The sequence below is a fragment of the Leptospira kemamanensis genome (genome assembly GCF_004769665.1).
Classification (GTDB): domain Bacteria; phylum Spirochaetota; class Leptospiria; order Leptospirales; family Leptospiraceae; genus Leptospira_A; species Leptospira_A kemamanensis.
Map to the genome: position 1 here is coordinate 1 of NZ_RQGG01000051.1, position 21,844 is coordinate 21,844.

Below are 21,844 nucleotides of genomic sequence, written 5' to 3' on the forward strand. Positions count from 1 at the left end.
TTGCGTAAGCAAGAGGAGTGCCAGAAGCCTATGTGTCGCAGACCGAGCGAGGGCGCAAGTCCCGAAGCGAAGCGGGTAGTCGCTGTTATGCGAAGTAATTTCTTGACTAAAAAGAGATTCCTGTAGAAATATATATCTGCTGAAATTCTGAATTTCTCTTTTTACTTTGGAATATTAAATTAGTCATTAAGTGTTGTTCGATGATAAAAGGTAAATTGTTTCCGTAATATTCAGGGTTGTAGGTAAAATGTTGGTTTACTTTTCCGGATTCAATGTAACCTCTTTGATATTCAAAAGCAAGTAAGAACCAATTTAGAAATTCTTCTCTATATCCTATTCCAACGGTGCCAAACATCCTATCATCATAAATGATTTTTTGAGCTACAGGTTGGTTTATGAAATAATCATTTCTTATTAAAATAAAATTGTTTTTATCAATTGAGAATCCTTTTTCTAGGCCAAGATTCAAACTAGTATAGAAAGATTTCCAAAAGAAATATTGGAAATTAAAAGTAAATGTTTGAGCTTCTCTTGTTATAGAATATTGATATATTCTTGCCGTAGATGAAGATCCTGTCGGTAAAGCTTCAATTGTTTGCTGGGGATTTTTTCCTATTGCATAGTTTAATCCCAAATATAGTTTACTAGTGAACCCGTAAAGGATTTGAAAATTAGTTGAATTTTTTATTTCTCTTGCTGAATTTTCTAAATTGGAATGTAAAACAATTGGTGAAATCATTATATGAATTTTCTTTCTTTGTTCCTCATCTGCATAGCTTGGTGTTGAAATAAAGAGAGCAAAGATAATTATTGTGAGTATTTTTTTCTTCATTTGATAAATTTTGAAATTATTTCGCATAACGAACTAGGCTACTCGACGTTCCCCGACCCTGAGTCCCAACGGGACGTTAGGGACTGGCATGTAGCTTGCGTATGCGAGCGAATGCCAGAAGGGGAATGTGCCACAGGCCAAGCGAGGCCGGAAGTGCCGAAGCGCAGCGTTTCCGCGCTGTTATACGCTGGTTGCGGAATGCTATAATCAGTTATTTTTATCGGAAACTAATCTTGCTTCCGTTATTAGTTCATGTGCAATGAAAAATAGGTTTGATAGTTTTGATTTTTCATTTCCAAGATTTTCCTCTAAATCAGCGAACGAAAATATTCCATTAGTAGTGAGAAAATAAAAGATAACTTCATTTTTTTCTGGAAGTCGAAATTGGTTACTTTTTTCTTGTTGTGTGAATGGAAGATAATTATTTGCTTCATTTGTAAAAAATATACTTTTGGCTTTAGGTTTTTCATGTTCACCTATTCCAATCATTCCTCCACCATTACTGAAGTATAAGCTTGTAGTTCCGTCAGCTAAAGAAATTAGAGATACAACAGCATCTGGGTATCCAGTTTCCATAACGACGCCATAAACTGAATTTTGTTTGTTTATTGGTAAGTTTATTTTTTCCGGAGTTATTGAAAAGGCGTTTGATCGTAATCCTTTGTATGTTTCAGAAACTTCATAATTCATTTTTTTTTTTGAGCAAAAATTTAATAGTGTAAGGAGTAATATAAGTATTGTTTTCTTTTTCATTTTTTCTCTATTGAGTTAATATTTATAATTTCTTACATTCTGAATAGCATTAAAACTATTTAATACTTCCTGAATTTCTTATATTTTCTATTTTTTAATGGGTTTATATTCGCTAATGTAGAGTGATCAAGAATTTTCAGAAATTTTTCGCAACTTGCGTATAACGAACTAGTCTTAACGAAGTTTCCCGCCCTGAGCCTGCGCAGTAGGCGTTAGGAGAGCGGGAAATTTGCCGAAGGCCGAACGAGGGCTAGTCCCGAAGTGAAGCGTTAAGATGCTGTTAATTGCAGTGTCCAATTAGAGTGTAAAATTTTGGTAAGAAAGTTTAAAGTTAAATCCAGTCTCTTAAAATTTCTTGTTCTTAATCTCTTAAATCAATTTTCGCGTGAATATCCCAAACAGTGTAAACTAAAACAGAACTGTGAATTAATTAAGCAAAGCCAATACATATTGAGAAAGACGAAAAATAAATAAAGACTTAATAAATCTCTTCCAAAGCGCTTTCTAATTCAATATAGTCTTTCTCAAAAGCATGACAAAGAACGTTAAATCAAAGACACCGCGAAAATTTAACACGAAAATTTCTTTATCTCTTTTTTTGGACATTGCAATTAACGAACTAGACTAACCGACGTAGGCTGGCCCTGAGTCCCGAATGGGACGTTAGGGATTGGCACGACGCTTGCGTAGGCAAGAGGAGTGACAAAAGCCTATGTGTCGTAGACCGAGCGAGGGCTCGTCCCGAAGCGATGCGGTTAGGTGCTGTTATGCGAAGCTGAATAGTGTTAAAAAATTTCTATTGGCGATACTTTAAGATTTTCTCTATATCTATCTTTTGATTTGCAAATAGTTGTTTTCCCGATCGAGAAGCTATAACTAAGTTCAAGTCATTTATTATTTTAGTATCGTTTTTGCTAAGCAAGTTTTTCCTCTTAATAGATTTGGTGGTGCTTTGAGAATTATAATATGTTTTTATAAAAATTTTGGGACTTAATGGGAAATAATAGGATTTGGCTAAAATAGGCACACCAAATTGATTATACCAATTTTTTGGATTATTAGAAACTACAGGAGTATCTGATGTTATAAAATTATCTTCAATTTTCGAGATATAGATAATCCAATTTTGCGTGTTTAGTATGTTTGCAAAATTAGGAATTTTTGATAAAAAATTAATATGCGGAGCATTATTGACGTCAATTTTGATTTGATTTTCTTCCAGGGCTTTTAAGAAATCTTTTTTGTCGCTTGAGCTTATGATACTCCCAGTATCTCGCTCATAATAATTAAAAAACCTTTTTTCTCCTTTTACATTAGCAATTCCTTTTAGTGCTTCTAAGGTTAAATTCGATGTTGTCTGCTTAATTTGATTTCTTGTAGTATTGTTTCTTATATAAAGCATACTCATCAAAAGAGAAATAATATGCTTTTCTTCAAGAGTTATTTCCGAACTTCCTATTAGTGATTTTTTTAGTATAGGAATGCTTTTTGATAATGGTGTTTCAAAACTTTGTAGAAATTCTTCTACGATTTGGCTGATTTCGTCTTGAACTCCTGTTTCCGCTCCATAGTAAAAATATTCTGCACAAAGTGGTTTTGTTCCTTTTGGTTGTCCGAATTTTTTATTTGAAATATCGTAATTTTCAATTAGATTTTTTTCATTCCTAAACTCTTTTAAATAGAATTGAGGAACTATATGCTGCCATTTTGTGATATTTTTCATCAGTAATTAGTTTATTCAATTTCGCATAACGAACTAGACTAACCGACGTGGGCTGGCCCTGAGTCCCGAATGGGACGTTAGGGATTGGCACGACGCTTGCGTAAGCAAGAGGAGTGACAAAAGCCTATGTGTCGCAGACCGAGCGAGGGCGTAAGTCCCGAAGCGAAGCGGTTAGTCGCTGTTATTTGCAGTGTGGCTTTTTTAACTATTTAATTTGTTTTGATTTTCTAAACTGATAGCCGTTTCTTTCTAAATGAGAGGATTTTTATGGATAGCAATTCATTTACCGCTTGGGGAACAGGAGTTTTGGCCTTCGTTGGAATAACCCAGGTAGTTATTTTATTTATTCAACATCGTCATAATCAAATTACATTGATTGAGGAATTTCGAAAGCAATTCGTAACAATTAAATTGAACTTAGGAACATTAGAGTTTCTTGGAAGAAGTTCTGAGGAGTATTATCAAATTTTAGACAAAAGCGAGATCGCAAGACTGAAAAAACTATCGTTGAGCAGTGATTCACCTACTGTTTGGGCATTAGATGCAGCAAAGTCTTTTTTTCCTTATTTCAGTGGTGTTTGTTTAAAAATACTTCAAGGTCAACTTAATATACAAGATATATATCCTTTGTTTGGAACTGAATTATTAAGACATAGTCTACCATTGAAGAGGTTACTGGAAAACTTTCATGAGGATTATTTTCCAGTAAATGATAAACATATTAGTATTCGATCTGAAATACAAGACTGGTTATTATATCACGATGGTATTCGTAGGAGGTGTTTAATTTTACTTGATTTACTTTGGGCAGAAGCATCTAGGTTGGAAGATTTGGTGCCATCAGATTTAATTTCTGCTGCTAATGTAAAAATAAACACCGGAAAAATTAATAGAAATCGAATATTTGAAGAATGTAACAGGATTAATAGACAATTAATACCATTTAGGGCATATTTTCTATCAGAGTATCTTCGACATAGTGAATATAAAAGATTCCGTTTATTAAAAGGATTGGATAAAGAACGCTTGAAAACGCTAGATGAAATTTGGACTAAAAATCTTTTAAAAGTTGATTTTGATTAAGATTTGCTAAATTGCATATAACGAACTAGACTTACCGAAGTTCCCTGACCCTGAGTCCCAACGGGACGTTAGGGACTGGCATGTAGCTTGCGTAAGCAAGGCGAATGCCAGAAAGGGAATTTGCCGGAGGCCGAACGAGGGCTTGTCCCGAAGTGAAGCGGTAAGCCGCTGTTATGCGAAGTAATTTCTTGTTAAAAGTAAATTGGATAATTAAATATTTCAAACAGGATTAATTGTGGAAAATACCTATCTGTTAATTTCAATAATCGATTTAAGATCCAATAAATATCATCTTTTTCAATTATTATTTTTTGTAAACTTTCTGGTTCATATCGGACTATATTGCTTAGTATAAACATTGCCATATGATAATAAGCAATTCTCGGGAAAGCCTTTTGTTTACTCTCATCATATAAATACCAAACTGAGTTTCCTTCAAATCCTTGCCAATCTAAGTCAGTCAAAAAAGTTTCATTAATATGTCGTATAATTTCATTTATATTTTCAAAAATAGGGTTATCATAGGAAAGTTTATTTTTGCTTTTTAAAATGTAATATTGTGATAATTTTGGAAACATTTCTTGCCAGCGACTTTCTAAATTATCTACTTTATGTAATACTCTTATTGAATGTTCTCCAGTTTTGAATGCTTCTGCTGAAAATGGAGTGTAAGCTAAGTTAAAATCAGAAAAAGTAACAATATCTCTACGAAATTCTATAATATGCTCAATACATTCTTTTAATGAATAGGTTTTCTTTAGAAAATTATTTTGATCATGAAGTTCTAAATAGTGTTTAAATGTTCCGTTTGTAATAACTGCTTTTGCGTTAAGAATCTCTTTATCGGAGGTAAATTTTGTCTTAGTTCAGTGAAAAACAGAGTTTTGAGATTCAAAATTAAGCTAAGCAACAAGCCTTATATTAGCCTTTACCGAGTATTGTTTTCTCTTCAATTTTGCTTCAAGTAGTTTTTCTTTTCTTTCTGCTAAAATCTTTTCCTTGCGACCATAAAACACATCCATAGGTGTTACGTAACCGATTGCAGAATGAAGTCTTACCGAATTGTATTCTTCAATCCATTTACCAACTTCTTCTCTAATTTGTTCGAGTGAATACATTGGTATTTCACGGATTAACTCAGTCTTAATGGTTCCATGAAATCTTTCTAGTTTCCCGTTGGACTGAGGATGATTTACAGAAGTCCGAACATTATGGATAGAAAATTCTTTCAAAATTTGTTTGAATTCCTTAGTCAAGAATTGAGATCCATTGTCAGTTATAAGACGAACCGCTAAAAACTTTTCGCCTCCAAGCCATTTGTCGCATGCGTCCCATAAAACTAACTGTGTATCAAGTGACTCCATTCGGGTACTGATTGACCAAGCAAGGACTGCACGTGAAAAACCGTCTAACACTGATATCAAATAAACAAAACTCCCTTTAAAATTGATATATGATATGTCCATATGCCAGTGTTCATGAATAGCTTTAGGTTGATCAAAACCTGTTTTCTTTGAATCTCCCAAGGGCTTTTGCCATCTGCGGTTTAAACCACAGTCCACCAGAATGCGATATACACTAGAAGGAGACATATATGCTATGTTTTCATCAATCATCATCCATGCCAAAAGAACATATCCTTTGAATGGATGATTTCGTTTGTAATCTTCAACTGCCTTTCGTTCCTCTGGTGTTATCCAATGCGATTTTGGAATTACTTTCTTTGGTGATTTGTTTTTACATTTTCTCCACACAGTTAACTTGCCTGGATTTACATCTATTTTACTACACAGGTATTTGATGGGGAGACCTGACGCCTCTTTCAGCCGATCTAAGGTATTTACAATCTCATGCTTTAATGCAGTCGAAACATGTAATCCTGTCAGAGCTCCCCAGCTTCTTTTTTTAGGTCGATGATCTCCCCTGTGAGTTCAGCTATGATTCTGTTTTTCCTCTCCAGTTCCTTTTCATACTTTTCTATCAGTTTCTTGTTTTCATTGGATTCTTTTTGATTCGACCCAGCCAATGCTTCGCGTCCTGCTTCCAATACTATTTTTAACCAATTTTGCATCATGGTTGGATGAATCCGATATTCATCACAGGTGTCTACCAACTTTGATTTTAATAGGTGTTTTCGGATGATGCCTATCTTGTCATCCGCTTTGAACGTACGTCTTTCTCTTACTTGTTTTTCCATCTCTAATCTCCATTTTCGGCTTGGAGTATTAGCTTAATTTAGGTCAGTAAAATTGCGTTTTCATCTGAACTGGAATAATTTTAATCCATGTCCTTTTTCAGCTTCCATTTCAAATGTAAGGGGGATCATTCCTCGGAGTAAATTTAACATTGTATAATAGTAAAGTAGGGGACTTGTCAATAATGATTGATTTGAGTATGATAATCTTAATTCTATTGCTTGGTTAATTCTGGTTGAAGAATAGTTTAGTAATTTTAAAATAATATCTTCAGATTTTTCTGATGTAAAAATTTTTTTCAAATAATTCAAAGAGCCAAATCTAGCAATTCTATCCCATGCTTCATTAGCAGGGTTGTCACTCTTATATCTATTATTAATTTGGAATGTGGAGATGTGTGGAACTTTAATCATTTTTTGACTTTATTTCGCATAACGAATGATATTGGAAATTTCTAATATTTGTTCTTATATGCTTTGTATGTGTATGTTTTATATTACTTAAATTTTAGTGTGCTATGCGACTATTATTTATTGTGTAATAGTTGTGTGGTTAATGGATCGTTAATCTCCGCTGCAGGCTGTATGATAATGGATATTTTTGTTTTATGGGACATAATTCCGTCTTCCTTGTAGGTAACTCGGTCATGGGTATCGGACAAATATGGTGTAGGAGGCATAGCTTCGCCCCCTTAGTCCCATAGTTGGAAAATTGAATCTGATTCTTAATTCAAGGGAGGTTTGTTCAAATATTTTTTTGTTTGGTGGTTAAATTTCTCGTTTAACACAGAGTTGTGCTTTCTTTTTTTTGATTCAATTTTCTTTGGATGATGCAATAAAAATGGAATTGGTAGAATTGATGGTTTTGGAGTAATTCTGATCTTTTTCAAAAGTGAAAGGTAAAAAAGTTTCTTCGCTTATTAGTATTTCAAAGTTTTTGAAACTAGAGATTCCAATCCAAATTTCTTTGAACGATTTAACTAAAAGGTTTCTGTAGTATTTTTGATCGTATTTTGGCGTTAGGTTGGTGAATCTAGAGTCTATTCCTCTACAATTCGATAAACTATCCATCATTTTGTCTCCAAAACGTGCTAAAAATTCCTGTTTTTCTGCAGTGTTTGGGGAAATCTGTTTGGGGTGTGAATTCTTGTGTAGTGATTGATTTATTTTTTTTTCCATACGTTCGATGGTAAGGTATCGGTTTCCTTTTTTATCTGATTTTTGGTTTAATACGATGTATTTGATTTTTTCGCCGGCTTGGACGCGGACTCCCATATCCATTAGGTCTTTGACTGCTATGGTGCTAGGTGCATCCACTGTGTAATCTTCTGGTTCTTTGGATGTTGATTTTTGGATGACAAGGTCTTTCCAGTGAAGATTGCCTAGAACGAGTTTTTTGTCATAGGAATAGAATAGGTTGATGATTTCGTTTTCTTTAGATTGCATTTCTTTGATTGTTTTGAATCGGCACATCCATTCGATCATTTGGTTTTGTGCGTCACGAATGAGTTTGGGAAAATCTTTTCTTCTTGTGATGATACCTCTACCTTTAAAGTTTCCATCAGTGAATCTTCCCATATAACGATTGGCAACGGGTAATTTTTCATCTTGAGTGGAGGGTGGAAAACACAACCAAGAATAAATACCTTCTACTTCCATTTTGATTTTAGTGCGTTTTTGAATTTCTAAACAAAGTTGTGTGAGTTCTGTTTTAGAGATTGGACTATGGTCTTTTTTTTGAATGAAGATACTATCCGTGATTCCATGAACTACTTTGTAATGATATTCTTCTGAGACTTCTTTTGCCGTAATCAGTTTTTCTCTACCAAATGCTGTAACGGCTTCATGACTTTCTAGTTTGCCAAATTTTGCATTTCGATATCCGAGATATCCAAAGGAGGTGACCAACATCCACTTTAAACTAGATTGTTTGGATTGGATGTTGATTGAGTTTGGGTGGTGATTTTTTTTTTGGTCTTTGTAATGATTCCGTCTTTGGACGATATGTGCCAGTGCTTCTGAAACAATTCCTTTTCGTTTGGAACAAATTCTATAACCGAGGGAAGGGACTTTTTCTATATGAACTTCGTTTTCGCAACACAAACAATTGATGGTTTCTGGTGAAATATTATGTGTTACCATAATACTAGGATACATTTGAGAAAAATCAAGTTGAGCAACATTTTCTAATACAAAACCGTTTTGTATATCTGCTTGGAAAACAAGGCCTCCTTTGTCAGCATTAAGTAATTGTAAGGCGGTTTTTTCGGATTCTAAGGCACTTTTTTGCCAAGGAACTAAGTAGTTCATTCGAAGAGCGACATCTACTTCGATGTAAGTGAGTGCCTTTCCTGTGGAGGCACGTGCCATTTTTTGAACGGGTAATCGAGAGATGCGAGAAAGTTCAATGATACCGATGAGTTCTGCTTCTTTGTATACAAAACTATTGCGAGAATCAATATGCCACCTGCCGAATAGGGGATAAGAGGGTGCCCTGTATACAATGGTTCCATAGGTGTTAAAACTTGTTCCTTGGGTTTGGATGGATCTTCTGATTAAACTTGTTTTGTCTCTATCGAATTCTGTTGTTAGGTGATTTTCTTGTGCGGTTTTAAATAGGTGTGGGAATATCACCTGGTCTCCAAAAGAAGACAAAACAATGTCTGGATTGTGTTTGAGAAAAATTTGGTTTAGATTCTGGATGAGAGAGATTCCATTCTTAGTTGGGATTTCGTAAGTTTTTTCCGTTGTTTCGACGATCAGTGTATTTTCCGAAAAAGGATGCCTGTGGCTTTTTTCTAAATAAAGGGAAATGGCGCGTAACTCTGGGATTTCATAGTCCAACTCATTGATATCGGTGAGAGACTTTATGGTTTTGATTTGATTTAATTTGTTTTTGGAAACTTCATATTCGATTGTAAGATATGCAAGTGGATAGATGTTTTTTTCTACCATATAACCGGTTGTGATTTCGATATCAGAATGATAGATGTCGTATTTACCATATAAATTAAAAAGTTTGTTTGTGATTTTGGGTAGAAGTTGTGGTTTTGAAATGACAAGTTTCAGAACAGGGATATTTTTGTTTTGGTAAAATAATCTTTTTTCGGTAAAGGTTGGTATTTCAGCTAACGCATCTAATTCATAAAATCGTTTTACTAGTTTTTTGAGAATGTTTGGGGAAGCATTGGCATAAATGATCGGAAAATACTCGTCAACAAAAAGTTTGAGTTCACCTGACTCTGATTTGATCCAAAGATAAATTTTTTGTTCGGAATGGTAGATATCAAACAAATACCCTTTATAGATTTCCATTGTAATTCGTTTGAATTCGTTTATTGTATTGGACCTTATTGGTTAAATCTTCTTTTCATTTTTTAGATTTTTCTTTCCTTTATGAATTTGTTTCTGTGGGAAGTTTTCTTTTTAATTCATTGAGTTCTTTTTTTAATTCAATCATCATTGATAGAAGCATGGAATCGATTGGATAGGGGAGTGAGGCCATCACTCCAGCTTGGACTTGTAATTTGGCAACACGAATCAGGTCATCGTAAATCTCTTGGTCTGCCTTTCTGAGTGCCCTTCGGAAATCAGACAAATTTTCTTCGATTTGTAAAATTTGGCGAGAGTAAGGGGAAATGGTTCTGCCCATTTTATCCTCCAGTAAGGGAAGTTTTTCGAGTGCGGATCCTTGAGAGACCTTTTTCTGTTTTGAGTTCCCACAAACTTTGGGAAGCACGTAAAAGTTTAGGGAAAAAAAGTCGGAAGTTTTGGTGAGAATAGGTCCAAGATTCTATAATGAGAAGTGGTATGTTTTGTGTAGGAAATTTTTCGATAAAGTTTAACATTAAATGTAATAAATAAATCCCTTCGTCGGCTTTGACATCTCCATCTAAGAATTGTTTGCAGGGAGCTAACAAAAAATAGACGGTGTTTTCCCTTTTTTCTTTTAAGATGTTTTGTAAAGCATCTAGGATTTGATACGGGGTAAACGCTCTTTGGATTTGGATTTGTTCGAGAAAAGGTTCTGGTGCCAAATTTTGTTTTCTGGTTTCTTCTGTGATGGTGAAAGGGTTAAAACGAATGGCGCAGTCCAAATTAAACACCTGAAACCCAGAACAGACCAGGGCATATTGCCAGTAGTGGGCAAGTTTGTACATCCCCCTTTCTCCTGTAAGAAGTCCCAAGTCCTTTTGGTTCCAGCTTTGTATGGGTTCGTAGAGATTGGAAGAAGAGTGGTTTTGTTCTGCGAGTTCCATAGGATAACTATATATATGTTTAGCAAAAATATGTAAAGCTAAATTTACTCGGGCTTACTTTTTTCACTTCCTGTAAAAAACCAAGTGAATTGGCTTTTATGGGACATAATTTATGAGATCCTTTCTGTCTCAATCCATCAGGTATCAATCTCCAAAGAAAGACAGGTCGTTGCCTCCTCTTAAAATCGACTCCAATTTCGATCAGGAAACGACTCACTGAAAATAGAACAGAAATTGGATCCGAACGAATCGCTGTCTTCAGAAAAAGAAAAAGAGCCATCCAATCATCAAGAGAACCAACAAGTAAACAGACAGACAAACAGAAGCACGCACGCACAAGGAAAGGAGGATTCGAAGAGAAGAGGGAAAGAAAGAGAACCACATGGAAACCTAGAAATACAAAAGAAAAGAATTCACTACGAAGGAATCTATCTAGTTGATCAGATTTAACGATTCGATGACCCGTGCCGCATAGCAAACGAGAGAAAAATCATTGTTTGGAAAACTTTGATCTCTTGAGATGTGATTTATCGAACATTATAAATGTTTGGATCGGATTCATTTGTAGGGGTAAATCGAAAATGAAATCATTGTTTTTGTATCTTGTGGCAATTTGTTCTTTATTCAGTGTGAGTCTTTTTGCATCTAACAAATCGATAGACTGTGGGCGAGCGAAAAAGGGGTTCTTCTATTATGAAGCGTCTCCTGATATGTTTATCATTATTGAAAGAAATACAAACTTTCAAAAACAACATCGATTGTATGAAACATTTTATAAAGAGGAAAGCATCACTTGGGTGGATTCGTGTTCCTACATTTTAAAAACAACAGAAGTTAAGGATCCATTTCTCGGAAATGAAATTGGTGCAGAATCTGAAATTAGAATTTTATCTGTAACCCAAGAATATTATGAGTATAAATCGAAAGAAAATGGGGAATGGAAAGAGGTGGAGAGGATTTATTTTCTGAAAGATCTGACAAAGATGATCGAAAAACAAAAGAAATACAACCAAATCGACTAAAAGCAAAGAAATCTTCGAACGACCAACACGAACAATTGATTGTTAGTTGGTCGTTCGAAATAAATCATCTAAACTAGATTCGTTATCATTAGAGAGGTGGAACTTCCCCAACCGATTTCACACCTGTGACAAAATAACGAGTTTCCGCAAAACAGCTGATAGGAACACCGATGTGTTCTTCATACTCTAAGACAACACGTTTGCCAATAGAACGATTGAGTTCATCAGCAATAGATTCGTCACGGACACTGAAATAAAATTTTTCCGTCATGGTTCCTGGCATGGTGACAAGAGCCATTTCCCCTTCCCAAGTTTTACAAACCCAACCTTTTTTGGAAAGTTTTTGGATGTAACCCGCACGATCCCCTTCGGAATAACTCCACGTAAGAGTAAGCCAAGTATATCCCGCAAAGAGTACTGCGAGTAGAATAAGAAATAAACTGAAACGAACGATGAATTTACTCATATAGTATGCAGAAGTTTGCCAAGGAATGAGAAACTTTCAAGACAATATTTGGAAAATCATTCTTTCAAAGCCCTGAAACAAAAGAGAATTCAGTGGATTCTTTGCGCCAGGGATGCGGCGGGCTTGGTCTGACTTTGGTCAGACGGGAGCGAACGCGGACCCCGGAGTAGCCCGCTCCTTCTGAAAACGAATGAGTGATTCCTATGGATGGGAGGCGCCATACGGCTTTCCCTCGTGTTAGTTTTCTGTGGAAAGGTGAACTTTTGGAAGAAAAAAAAGGGGGGTTTGCCAGTTGCGATTGCCAAAAGGATGCGGACGTGGTAGAGGAGAGACATTGGGTGGCGGGTCTAGTTCCCCTCCCTGAATCGGGCGGGGAGTACCCCGCAAATTCCTTGCCAAACCCCAAGTCCCAAACCAATCTAACACCATGCGTCAGATCTCGTTTTTGCTTTTTTTCGTCTCTTTTTTGGTGAGTTGTTCCTCTTCGGTTAGTTACCAAAAACCAGAGAATGCCAAACCAACAAAACAATGGGGGGTGATCGAAGTCAAAGAAACGGCAAAAAGTATGAGCCATTCTCTATCAGTATATTATAAAACAGAATTGAAGAATGGTTATTTGGAATGGAAGGCAATTGAAAATAGCACTTCGGAACATATCGATACCAAACTCATTAGCAATGAAATATTAAACCAACTTACCAAGGACAAAGTCCCTTTTGTGGATACAACGATTCGGGGAGATGCAACAAAAGAAATGGCGTTTGGAAAAACGGGAATGGTTTCGTCTGATTCACGTTTGGCGGTTGGAAAATTCAAATCACCGTCTCATCAAATCAAAGGGGAAATCAATGAAGTTGTGAATTATGAATCAGGAAATAAAATTCAATACATCACCGTGACTCTATTTTTGGTGAGTTTGGAAACAAACCAAATTGTTTGGTCGGAACAAACCAATTTTCTAAAAAGAAGTCGAGTGGAAGGTTATGGTTTTTGAACGTCAGGCACAAAACCAAATCGCACTTTGATTTTTCCTATGGCAGGTGTGAGTTTGTAAGTTACTGGACCTTGTGTGGAAGATAGTTTAGGATCTTTTAGTTTGGTTTTTGATTTTCCAATCCAAACGTATTCAGGAAAAAATCGAACATAACGGTATTCGTTGGAAATATCCAAATCTTCTTTGATATTGGTTTTGGCATCGTCAATGGACTTTTCTACCAATTCGCTTCCCAATTTGAACCCAGCGATCATCAGCGTAATTCCAATTCCAGCAAGTTCTTTTGAACTTGCTTCCGCACCCAAATAAACGATTCCAGCACCAAGTGCAACAATACTGGTTCCCACTAACACGGAACCGGTGATTTTTAAGGTACCTTTGGTTCCTTCCTTTAAGGCAGTTGCTGAAATCAATTGGAAGTATTTGGAATCTTCAACCAGTTCTGCAATTTCATTGTCTCGGATGAGGTGGCGTTCATACCATCCTAAAGTTCCTTTTTCTAAGTTTAAGGAAATGGTTTTGTTTCCATCAATGAGTAACAAATTACTTTGATTTCCGGAAGGGCGAAACTTGAGGTTACGGAGTCCTCGTATAAAGTTTAAGTTTACAGAAGGGTCCATCTCTGGTTCGGCACCTGGTCCACCGTAAACGAAGATGAATTCCCCATCCAATGGAAATGGTTCCGAAATGGTGGAGCGAATGATAGGTGAGTTTGGTTTTAATTGATTGGCTTTTCGGAAATCGACAAGTGCTTCTTCTCTTGCGCCAGTTGTGAGCCAAAGACTAGCAAGTAGGAGACGTAAGGTGGGATCATCAAATTGGCCTTCCGCACTCCATTCTCCACTCAGGAGATTTCCAGCATACCTTGCTTGGATTTTGGCTTTCTCATATTCTTCCGCTCGGGCATAGTATAGGCCAAGTAAGATGTGTAAGTAGATGATTTCTGCTTCCGATGCATAATAACCATCTTCTGATTCTAAATAAAAAAACGATTTGAGAGAACGAGTGGCACTAAACCGAAGCCGTGTTTTACTTTCCTCCGCTAGAGATTCTAAATCACGGTAATTGGTTTCTCCATTTAAAAATCCGAGATGGGCTTTTTCTAAGATGGAGATAAAACCTTTTCTTTCACTTGTGGGTAAAAGGGAGATCGTTTGGGATAGGTCAGCTGATTCGTATGATTTACGAGAGGCATCGTAGTCCTGTCTTTTGGCAAGGCTTCCGCATTGGAGAGTGCAACTCACTGCGAGAAGGGCAAAAAAAAGGATACGCATCAGGCATATCCTTTTCTTTCAATTCTCTGTTGTCTATTCGAAATAAGATTTGAGTCCTGATTCAAATTCCACTTCTAAAGATTTAATTGTCCACTCCCAATGGAAGGCATCCCCTTTCACAGAGAGAGCTGATTTTTGGCTGGAGTTTCCAAGAGAAGTAAAGGAAAGTCCGTTTTTCGTAAAACTTGTTTTTACGTTTTCCTCATCCTTTGGTAAATAACTTACGATGAAACTAGCACCTGTTTCTCCAAAACACAAAGTATCGAGTCTAGGAATTTGTTTTTGTAATTCACTCAAATTCACTTCGATTCCTTTTTTGCCAACAATCGCAATCTTTGCGAGCGCCACAAGAAGGCCACCGAGTGACAAGTCTTTGGCGGAAGTAAGCCATCCATTTTTGCGACATTGGATGAGGCTATCGATGGTTTGTTTCTCCTTTGCGAGGGAGATAGAAGGAATGGCTCCTGTATCAAGCCCTTGTGCTCTATACAAATACTCTGATGCTGATATTGTAGGTTGGAAATTTCCAACGAGAGCATACTTTACCTCACCCGTTGTTTTCGGATAGGTGCGAAGTCCCTTGGAAACATCATCAATCACTCCCACCATACCAATGGTAGGTGTTGGAAACACGGGTCCTTCCGGGGATTCGTTATAAAAGGATACGTTTCCCCCTGTGACAGGAAGACCAAGAAAACGACAGGCGTCTCCTAGACCTCGTACACATTCGCTAAACACATAATAGTTTTCTGGGATGTAGGGGTTTCCAAAGTTGAGGTTGTTTGTGACACCGTATGGTTCGGCACCGGTTGCAGCCACGTTTCTTGCCGATTCACAAACGGCAATTTGAGCCCCTTCATACGGGTTTAGATATGTATAACGAGAGTTACAGTCTGTGGCAACAGCGATTCCTTTTTTGGTTCCAGGAATTCGGACAAGACCACCGTCTTCCCCAGGTTCTACTACTTTCACAAGTCCCACTTCAGTATCGTATTGTTCATACAGAGGTCTTCTGGAACTGATATTTAAGGAAGAGAGTAGGCTATTTAGGGTTTGCGGAACTGTGTCGGCTTTGAGGTCAGGGATTTTGTTGGGATCAAATTTTACCACCTCATCTAAGTAAGCTGGTCTTTTTTCTTCTCTGACATACCGAGGAGCACCGCCACCCAAGACAAGGGATTCCGCTGGGATTTCTGCTTTGAGTTTTCCGTTTTTTCGGATGCGTAAAATTCCGTCACCAGTGACGGTTCCAATCTCAACGGCGTTTAACCCCCATTTGTGGAAGATGGAAACAAGTTCTGATTCTTTACCCACTTCAGGGATCACAAGCATCCGTTCTTGGGATTCGGATAACATGATTTCATACGCATTCATGTCCCCTTCGCGAAGAGGGACTTTGTCTAAATCCACATCCATTCCCGTTTTCCCTTTGGCACTCATCTCAGATGTAGCACAAGAAATTCCTGCCGCACCCATATCTTGGATTCCGACAAGGAGTTTCTTTTGGATGGCTTCGAGGGATGCTTCCATCAGAAGTTTTTCCATAAAAGGATCACCTACTTGGACGGCGGAACGTTTTTCTTCTGATTCTTTTGTGAGGTCTTTGGAAGCGAAACTTGCCCCATGGATCCCATCGCGGCCGGTAGTGGCACCGACGATGTACACTTTGTTTCCGACTTGGCCTTTTGTGGAAGCAGAAGCCATTTCATCGTGTTTGGCGATTCCTACTGTCATCGCATTCACAAGTGGGTTTTTGGTAAACGTAGGATGGAGGAATAACTCCCCACCACCAACAGCGATCCCAAGAGAGTTCCCATAATCCCCAATTCCTTTTACGGCACGAGTGAGTAAGTATTTATTACGAGGTTCTTTAGGATCACCAAACCGTAATGAGTTGAGGGAAGTGATGGGACGAGCTCCCATCGTAAAAATATCACGCATGATCCCACCCACTCCCGTTGCAGCCCCTTGGTAGGGTTCCACAGCGGTTGGGTGGTTATGGCTTTCAATTTTAAAAACCACAGCAAGGCCATCCCCGATGTCCATGGCTCCTGCGTTTTCTTCACCCGCTTGGGCCAGGAGTTTGTCTGATTTCGTAGGAAGGGTTTTTAATTTTAAAATGGAATTTTTATAAGAGCAGTGTTCCGACCACATGGCAGAAAAAATTCCGAGTTCTGTCGAATTCGGAATCCTTCCTAAGATTTTTTGAATTTCCACAAATTCAGTTTCGGTGAGTCCGTGTTCTTTCGCTTCTTCCAGACTGACTTTCTCTTTTTCCATGTTTGTTTCCTTAAATGAGTTCTCTATAATTGCGATTGAAATAGAGAAGGGGTGAACCTTCCTTTGTGGCCACAGCTTCCACAAGTCCAAGGAAGATCCAGTGGTCACCAGCATCGATGATTTGGTGCACCAGGCAGTCCAAAGAAGCCAAAGATCCATGTAAAATGGGGGCTCCGGTGGAAAGAGTTCCTGGGTTTAGGCCTTCCAAAACAACCGCTTTGTCCAGGGAACCAGAAGCAAAATCAGCGGAAATTTGTTTTTGTTCGGAAGAAAGAATATTCACAGCAAAGTTGCCAGCCGTTTCGATGGCTTCTTTGGCCTTGGATTGTTTTGCCAAACAGAATAAAACTAACGGCGGTTCTAAGGAAACAGAAGAAAAACTTGAAACAGTCACCCCACCTTTAATGGTCTTTGACTCATAGGTGATGACGGATACTCCCGATGCCCAATGGGAAAGTGAGGTTTTGAATTGGTCTGTGGCTACTGGCATAATGACTCCGTATTGACAAATATCAATTTCTGGAAGGATTCTAAAATCGAAATTCCAATTGACCGAGTGATATTTTTAAGCGTCTCATAAGAGAAAGGGCATTCGCATGAAAGCATTAACCAAACACAGAGAATTGATTTTACAAGACCTAAGAGACAGACACGACCATCCTACGGCAAAAATGGTGTTTGAGTCTGTCCGGGACAAAGCAGATAAAATCAGTTTTGCCACAGTGTACAACTCACTTGAGTACTTGGTGGAACACAAACTCGTGAACAAACTGAATATTGAATCCGATTCGGTTCGTTATGATGCATTTCTTTCAGACCATTCCCATTTGATCTGCACCTCCTGCGGAACGATTTTGGATGTTCCTGCCCTTAGTCTTAGCGAGAACACCGATTGGAAGGCGATGGGATTTGTGGCAAACCACATCGACATCGTGGTTTCCGGAACTTGTTCTTCTTGCCATTCCCATTAAAATGTAATAGATAGGGAGGTTTCCCCTCCCAAGCTTGCCCTATATGGGCATCATCCATTCTCTTTCTCCCGATCTCATCAACCAAATTGCAGCGGGAGAAGTCATTGAATCCACGCATTCCATCTTAAAAGAACTCATCGAAAATTCCATCGATGCAGGGGCGACGAAAATCGAAATCGCCACAGAAGCGGCAGGCCTTGGTCGTATCCTCATCTCCGACAATGGACATGGGATCGCAAAAGAAGATTTGCCCCTTGCCATCAAACGATATGCAACTAGTAAAATCCAAACCTTCCATGACTTGGAGCATCTATTTACCTTTGGGTTTCGGGGGGAGGCTCTCGCATCGATTGCATCAGTGTCGAGACTGACAATTGAGTCGGGAACCGAAGGAAACCGCACCGCAAGTCGTGTGGTGGTAGAAGAAGGACGGATTGTCTCCGAAGAAGAAATTCCTTTTTTCCAAGGAACCAAAATTGAGATCAAAGATTTATTCTACAATACACCCGTTAGGCGTAAATTCTTAAAAACCGAATCGGGGGAAGAGAAAAAAAATAGAACCCGTGTACAAACCATGGCACTTGGTGAACCAAACATTTCTTTTCGGTATTTACAAAATGGAAAAGAAGTGTTTCATGTCCAAGCGGAAGAACCACTGGAACGAGTGCTTTCGATTTACGGGGAAAACCTTCGGGATCATTTGCTCCCCATACATTCCAGCCGAAATGGAATGACATTACGTGGTTTTATCTCCCATCCAGATTTCTATAAATCCTCAAGGACGGGGCAATTTTTTTTCGTAAACAACCGTTCGGTGGAACTCAAATTTTCTGCACAAATTTTAAAACGTTGTTATGGGGAATTATTGCCAAGTGGTGCCTTTCCGTATGCGTTTTTGTTTTTTGACCTTCCACGTGAGTTTGTGGATGTGAATGTCCATCCGCAAAAAAAAGAAGTTCGGTTTTTATCAGAAGAAACCATCACAGGGATGTTATTCCAGGGAATCACGGAAGTCCTCCGCTCTTCCACTCCTGTGGAATTTTTAGAGATGCGACGAAGGCTTTCTATGCCCATTCCGTATGACAACACTGGCAACAAATCTCAGTTTGGTGGCAGTGACACTTCGTTTGGAGGTGGTTTGGGATTTGGATTTGGCAATTCTTTTGAAGGAGGGAACAGACAATTAGAAGGAAGCCCACTTCTAGGACCGAGTCATATCGAAGAAAGGCCTGGATTTTCTCTAGATGGGGTAGGGCCTGGTGCAAACTTACATTTATTAGGTGAAAATCCAACCAAACACCATTTGTTTGTTCCAAAAAAACACTTCGGTGTGATTTTTGAAACCTTTATCCTGGCGGAAGCAGAAGATGGGCTGTATATCATCGACCAACACACGGCCCACGAACGAATTCGTTACGAAGAAGTGTTGCGAGACCTGAAATCCAAAGCCTACAAATCCCAAAGCCTACTCACTCCGATTCGTCTCGAGCTCACAAAAGAAGAAGCAGAAGAGATGATTGCAGAGGCAAATCGGTTTCGAGAACTAGGGATCACCCTCGAACCTTTTTCTGGTGGCACAATCCTCATCCGGGAGGTTCCTTCCTACATCGATCCTGGGAAAGAAACAGAGACCATCCTCGATTTATGGGAGCGCTTCAAATCCAAAGACCCAGAAGAAAGAGAGTTGTATGATGAGATGGCCAAATGTGTGGCTTGTCGCTCTGCCATCAAAAAAGGAGACCAAGTCTCTGACCCCATCATTGGGGAACTTTTACAGAGGCTTTCGTTCTGCGAAAACCCGTCCCTTTGTCCTCACGGTCGACCCACTCTCATCAAACTCACAAGAAAAGACCTGGAGACCATGTTCCACAGAATCTAAACTCCCAAGAGACAGCGAAAAACATTGATGGATTTCTTGGTTTCGAAATTCTAGGTTACGATGCCAAGACCCCTTGAAGGCAAAAACATGACCCTGCGCGAGAAGGAAAAAATCCTCCTCCAAAAAATCAAAGCAGGGGATCCGACTGCCTATATGACACTCGTCTCTCCGTTTCGTGAGAGACTCTTCCGAAAAGCAGTTTCCATGGTCAAAGACGGCGATGATGCCGAAGACATTGTCCAAGACGCTCTCATTTCTGGTTACAAATCGATTCAAAATTTCCGTGCGGAGGCAGGTGTCTATACTTGGCTCTACCGCATTGTGGTGAATAAGTCCAAGGATTTACTTGCCAAAAAGAAACGTGGCCGTGAAAAACCCATGGATGACTCAGGGGATAACCAATTTGTGGATTCTCGTGTCGGATATGAAAAAAAATTGGAACTTTCTGAAGAATCGAGTTATCTAATGAGTAAGATTGCACTCTTAGAAGATTCCTACAAAGAAGTCCTAGAGCTTCGTTATTTTGAAAACCTTTCTTATAACGAAATTGCTGAGATTATGGAATGTAATGTAGGAACCGTTAAGAGTCGTCTCTTTAAGGCGAAGGAGTTTTTAAAGCACCTCATCCAGAAAGATGAAAAAGGAGAAGGGTTCTTTGAGAAATAGGATTATGAATTTAAAAGATTGGTTTCGTGCGCAATACCCAGGTCTTTTCCCAGAAGACACTGACTCGGTGGTTTTAGAGAATAAAATTTGTTCTCTGTTCCAAAACATCAAAGAAAAGGAAGATACCATTCTCCCTCGTATGTCAAATGACTTTGATGTTCGGTTACGAAACCTTTTAGAATCAGTTTCCATCGATCGTCCCACAGAAAAAACCTCTTTCTCCCTCCGGGATCTCGTAGAAAACCGCACAGTGCAGTATTCGTTTTCAGCTGTCATGGCAGTGAGTTTGGTTTTTGTATTAATGAACCGCACACAAACAGAAAACAGTTTCACTAAAAATGATTCTGCTGGTGTTGTGATTGAACAAAACAACTACCAATACGAACCAACAAGCATTGACTTAAGTGAATCTTACCAAAAACGAGTGTTACTCGACCACTTACGTTCGGCACCTGGTTCTGTATATGGACTTCGGGAACTCGAACTCTATTATGAAAAAACAGGAAGAGATGCAGCAGCAGAAGAGCTCCACCTCCTCATTGAATCAGTAGAAAGGTAAACTTTTCACTAAAAACTAAACTAAGTTTTTTGCAAACAAAACGGCATCCCTAGAACGGATGTCGTCTGCGGAGTTGAGGATGGCCAGAGCAAACTGTTCTATCCTTGCTTCCAATCGAAAATTCCCACCACTCCTTTCTTTACTATCTGTTAAACGTTTTAATTCGCTGTACCAAATTTGGATGGTGGTTTCTTCTTTTTTCACAGGGAGATGGAATAATCCTTCTCTCCAAGCAAAAACAGGAACCAGTTCCTTCATCTCTTCTTCTTTTTGGCTGAATGACTGTGCCTTTTGGATGAGATTCACAAGCGGTGGCCAACGAACGATGGTAAAAGGAAATAGTTGTGGGTCATTTAAGAAGGCAGTTCGGTACGATTCAATTCCTTCTTTTTCATTCCCCGTCATCACTTGCGTTTCGGCCAAATAGTAGAGTAAAACAGGAGACTGTTTGTTTCCCCCATACAAAAGCACTTCTAATGCCATGGGGTAATCTTGGATTTTGATTAGACTACGGGCAAGGTCACCTAATAACTCTTTGTCGAGAGCATTGGAGCCTTCCCATTGGTAGGCAAGTTTTAGGTGGTCCCTTGCTTCCTTTAAGATACAGTCTTGGGTGGCAAAAAAGCTGTCTGTGTTTTGGAATCCACGTTTACGGACTTCTGTTTCAAAATCGGAAAAAAGTTGGAGCAGTAACTTTCCTCGTTCTTTTCCTTCTCTTGTTTTTAAAATGAGATCCAGTCTGTGATCCCAAAAACTAGCGATATAAAAACCGCTGATGGTAAAAAGATCCTCGGGATCTCGATCCAGAAGTACAGAATAAATTGATTTTGCAGTTTCGAACTCACCGTTTGTAAGATAGGTGAGTGCTTCTTCCGACTTCTGGATCATA

At 38.5% G+C, this 21,844-nt stretch carries 23 protein-coding genes; 7 read left to right on the top strand and 16 right to left on the bottom strand.

What is annotated here, in order from left to right:
• Nucleotides 1–106 precede the first annotated feature (106 nt).
• From EHQ59_RS17020 to EHQ59_RS17030, 3 genes are all read right to left on the bottom strand, one after another.
• Entirely contained in the window at nucleotides 107–832 is a 726-nt protein-coding gene (locus tag EHQ59_RS17020) for a hypothetical protein (RefSeq protein ID WP_135621117.1), read from the bottom strand.
• A gap of 207 nt (nucleotides 833–1,039) precedes the next feature.
• On the bottom strand, nucleotides 1,040–1,585 hold the full coding sequence (locus EHQ59_RS17025) for a hypothetical protein (protein ID WP_135621119.1): 546 nt from the start codon (nucleotides 1,583–1,585) through the stop codon (nucleotides 1,040–1,042).
• A 796-nt stretch (nucleotides 1,586–2,381) separates the two neighbouring features.
• Nucleotides 2,382–3,308: a DUF4238 domain-containing protein gene (locus EHQ59_RS17030; protein ID WP_135621121.1), complete on the bottom strand. Its 927-nt coding sequence runs from the start codon at nucleotides 3,306–3,308 to the stop codon at nucleotides 2,382–2,384.
• Between the two features lie 267 nt (nucleotides 3,309–3,575).
• On the opposite strand from EHQ59_RS17030, the gene EHQ59_RS17035 reads away from it, so the two are divergent.
• The gene (locus tag EHQ59_RS17035) at nucleotides 3,576–4,391 is read left to right on the top strand and encodes a hypothetical protein (protein ID WP_135621123.1); all 816 of its coding nucleotides are present in this window, start codon (nucleotides 3,576–3,578) and stop codon (nucleotides 4,389–4,391) included.
• Nucleotides 4,392–4,582: 191 nt separating this feature from the next.
• Here the strand turns inward: EHQ59_RS17035 and EHQ59_RS17040 are convergent, their stop codons facing one another.
• The 8 genes from EHQ59_RS17040 to EHQ59_RS17070 all read right to left on the bottom strand — a co-directional run bounded on the left by EHQ59_RS17040 (nucleotide 4,583) and on the right by EHQ59_RS17070 (nucleotide 10,844).
• Nucleotides 4,583–5,227: a YaaC family protein gene (locus EHQ59_RS17040; protein ID WP_135621125.1), complete on the bottom strand. Its 645-nt coding sequence runs from the start codon at nucleotides 5,225–5,227 to the stop codon at nucleotides 4,583–4,585.
• 66 nt (nucleotides 5,228–5,293) lie between these two features.
• A complete protein-coding gene (locus tag EHQ59_RS17045) occupies nucleotides 5,294–6,145 on the bottom strand; it encodes an integrase core domain-containing protein (RefSeq protein WP_244245603.1) in 852 nt (283 codons plus the stop codon).
• Between the two features lie 128 nt (nucleotides 6,146–6,273).
• Complete coding sequence (locus EHQ59_RS17050) at nucleotides 6,274–6,588, bottom strand: hypothetical protein (protein ID WP_002975869.1); 315 nt, start codon at nucleotides 6,586–6,588, stop codon at nucleotides 6,274–6,276.
• Nucleotides 6,589–6,648: 60 nt separating this feature from the next.
• Nucleotides 6,649–6,999, bottom strand: coding sequence for a hypothetical protein (locus EHQ59_RS17055; RefSeq protein ID WP_135621126.1), 351 nt, complete (start codon nucleotides 6,997–6,999; stop codon nucleotides 6,649–6,651).
• Nucleotides 7,000–7,112: 113 nt separating this feature from the next.
• Nucleotides 7,113–7,265 carry a hypothetical protein gene (locus EHQ59_RS17770; RefSeq protein ID WP_167481427.1) on the bottom strand — a complete coding sequence of 51 codons (153 nt, stop codon included), beginning with the start codon at nucleotides 7,263–7,265 and terminating at the stop codon, nucleotides 7,113–7,115.
• A 133-nt stretch (nucleotides 7,266–7,398) separates the two neighbouring features.
• Nucleotides 7,399–9,900 carry a DNA polymerase domain-containing protein gene (locus EHQ59_RS17060; protein ID WP_135621128.1) on the bottom strand — a complete coding sequence of 834 codons (2,502 nt, stop codon included), beginning with the start codon at nucleotides 9,898–9,900 and terminating at the stop codon, nucleotides 7,399–7,401.
• 79 nt (nucleotides 9,901–9,979) lie between these two features.
• The gene (locus EHQ59_RS17065) at nucleotides 9,980–10,237 is read right to left on the bottom strand and encodes a DUF8156 family protein (RefSeq protein WP_135621130.1); all 258 of its coding nucleotides are present in this window, start codon (nucleotides 10,235–10,237) and stop codon (nucleotides 9,980–9,982) included.
• 1 nt (nucleotide 10,238) lies between these two features.
• Nucleotides 10,239–10,844, bottom strand: coding sequence for a hypothetical protein (locus EHQ59_RS17070; protein ID WP_135621133.1), 606 nt, complete (start codon nucleotides 10,842–10,844; stop codon nucleotides 10,239–10,241).
• A gap of 581 nt (nucleotides 10,845–11,425) precedes the next feature.
• On the opposite strand from EHQ59_RS17070, the gene EHQ59_RS17075 reads away from it, so the two are divergent.
• Nucleotides 11,426–11,866, top strand: a complete 441-nt coding sequence (locus EHQ59_RS17075; RefSeq protein ID WP_135621134.1) for a hypothetical protein — start codon at nucleotides 11,426–11,428, stop codon at nucleotides 11,864–11,866.
• A gap of 88 nt (nucleotides 11,867–11,954) precedes the next feature.
• On the opposite strand, the gene EHQ59_RS17080 is transcribed toward EHQ59_RS17075, so the two are convergent.
• The gene (locus EHQ59_RS17080) at nucleotides 11,955–12,332 is read right to left on the bottom strand and encodes a hypothetical protein (RefSeq protein WP_135621136.1); all 378 of its coding nucleotides are present in this window, start codon (nucleotides 12,330–12,332) and stop codon (nucleotides 11,955–11,957) included.
• 427 nt (nucleotides 12,333–12,759) lie between these two features.
• Between EHQ59_RS17080 and EHQ59_RS17085 the strand changes: the two genes are divergently transcribed.
• Entirely contained in the window at nucleotides 12,760–13,326 is a 567-nt protein-coding gene (locus EHQ59_RS17085) for a penicillin-binding protein activator LpoB (protein WP_135621138.1), read from the top strand.
• On the opposite strand, the gene EHQ59_RS17090 is transcribed toward EHQ59_RS17085, so the two are convergent.
• From EHQ59_RS17090 to EHQ59_RS17100, 3 genes are read right to left on the bottom strand one after another with little or no spacing between them, the layout of a single operon-like run.
• Nucleotides 13,314–14,600 carry a hypothetical protein gene (locus tag EHQ59_RS17090; RefSeq protein WP_135621140.1) on the bottom strand — a complete coding sequence of 429 codons (1,287 nt, stop codon included), beginning with the start codon at nucleotides 14,598–14,600 and terminating at the stop codon, nucleotides 13,314–13,316. The two genes, EHQ59_RS17085 and EHQ59_RS17090, sit on opposite strands and share 13 nt — an antisense overlap.
• Nucleotides 14,601–14,633: 33 nt before the next feature.
• Entirely contained in the window at nucleotides 14,634–16,880 is a 2,247-nt protein-coding gene (purL, locus tag EHQ59_RS17095; RefSeq protein WP_135621141.1) for a phosphoribosylformylglycinamidine synthase subunit PurL, read from the bottom strand.
• A gap of 10 nt (nucleotides 16,881–16,890) precedes the next feature.
• The gene (locus EHQ59_RS17100; RefSeq protein ID WP_135621143.1) at nucleotides 16,891–17,370 is read right to left on the bottom strand and encodes a flavin reductase family protein; all 480 of its coding nucleotides are present in this window, start codon (nucleotides 17,368–17,370) and stop codon (nucleotides 16,891–16,893) included.
• Between the two features lie 106 nt (nucleotides 17,371–17,476).
• Between EHQ59_RS17100 and EHQ59_RS17105 the strand changes: the two genes are divergently transcribed.
• From EHQ59_RS17105 to EHQ59_RS17120, 4 genes are read left to right on the top strand one after another with little or no spacing between them, the layout of a single operon-like run.
• Nucleotides 17,477–17,851 carry a Fur family transcriptional regulator gene (locus EHQ59_RS17105; protein ID WP_135621145.1) on the top strand — a complete coding sequence of 125 codons (375 nt, stop codon included), beginning with the start codon at nucleotides 17,477–17,479 and terminating at the stop codon, nucleotides 17,849–17,851.
• Between the two features lie 43 nt (nucleotides 17,852–17,894).
• Nucleotides 17,895–19,730: a DNA mismatch repair endonuclease MutL gene (gene mutL, locus EHQ59_RS17110; RefSeq protein ID WP_135621147.1), complete on the top strand. Its 1,836-nt coding sequence runs from the start codon at nucleotides 17,895–17,897 to the stop codon at nucleotides 19,728–19,730.
• Nucleotides 19,731–19,790: 60 nt separating this feature from the next.
• Complete coding sequence (locus tag EHQ59_RS17115) at nucleotides 19,791–20,396, top strand: RNA polymerase sigma factor (RefSeq protein ID WP_425270168.1); 606 nt, start codon at nucleotides 19,791–19,793, stop codon at nucleotides 20,394–20,396.
• Nucleotides 20,397–20,400: 4 nt separating this feature from the next.
• Nucleotides 20,401–20,955: an LIMLP_12425 family protein gene (locus EHQ59_RS17120; protein ID WP_135621151.1), complete on the top strand. Its 555-nt coding sequence runs from the start codon at nucleotides 20,401–20,403 to the stop codon at nucleotides 20,953–20,955.
• A 15-nt stretch (nucleotides 20,956–20,970) separates the two neighbouring features.
• Here EHQ59_RS17120 and EHQ59_RS17125 read toward each other — a convergent pair whose 3' ends face one another.
• Nucleotides 20,971–21,843 (bottom strand): hypothetical protein, encoded by an 873-nt coding sequence (locus tag EHQ59_RS17125; protein WP_135621153.1) that lies wholly within the window; start codon nucleotides 21,841–21,843, stop codon nucleotides 20,971–20,973.
• Between the last annotated feature and the right edge of the window lies 1 nt (nucleotide 21,844).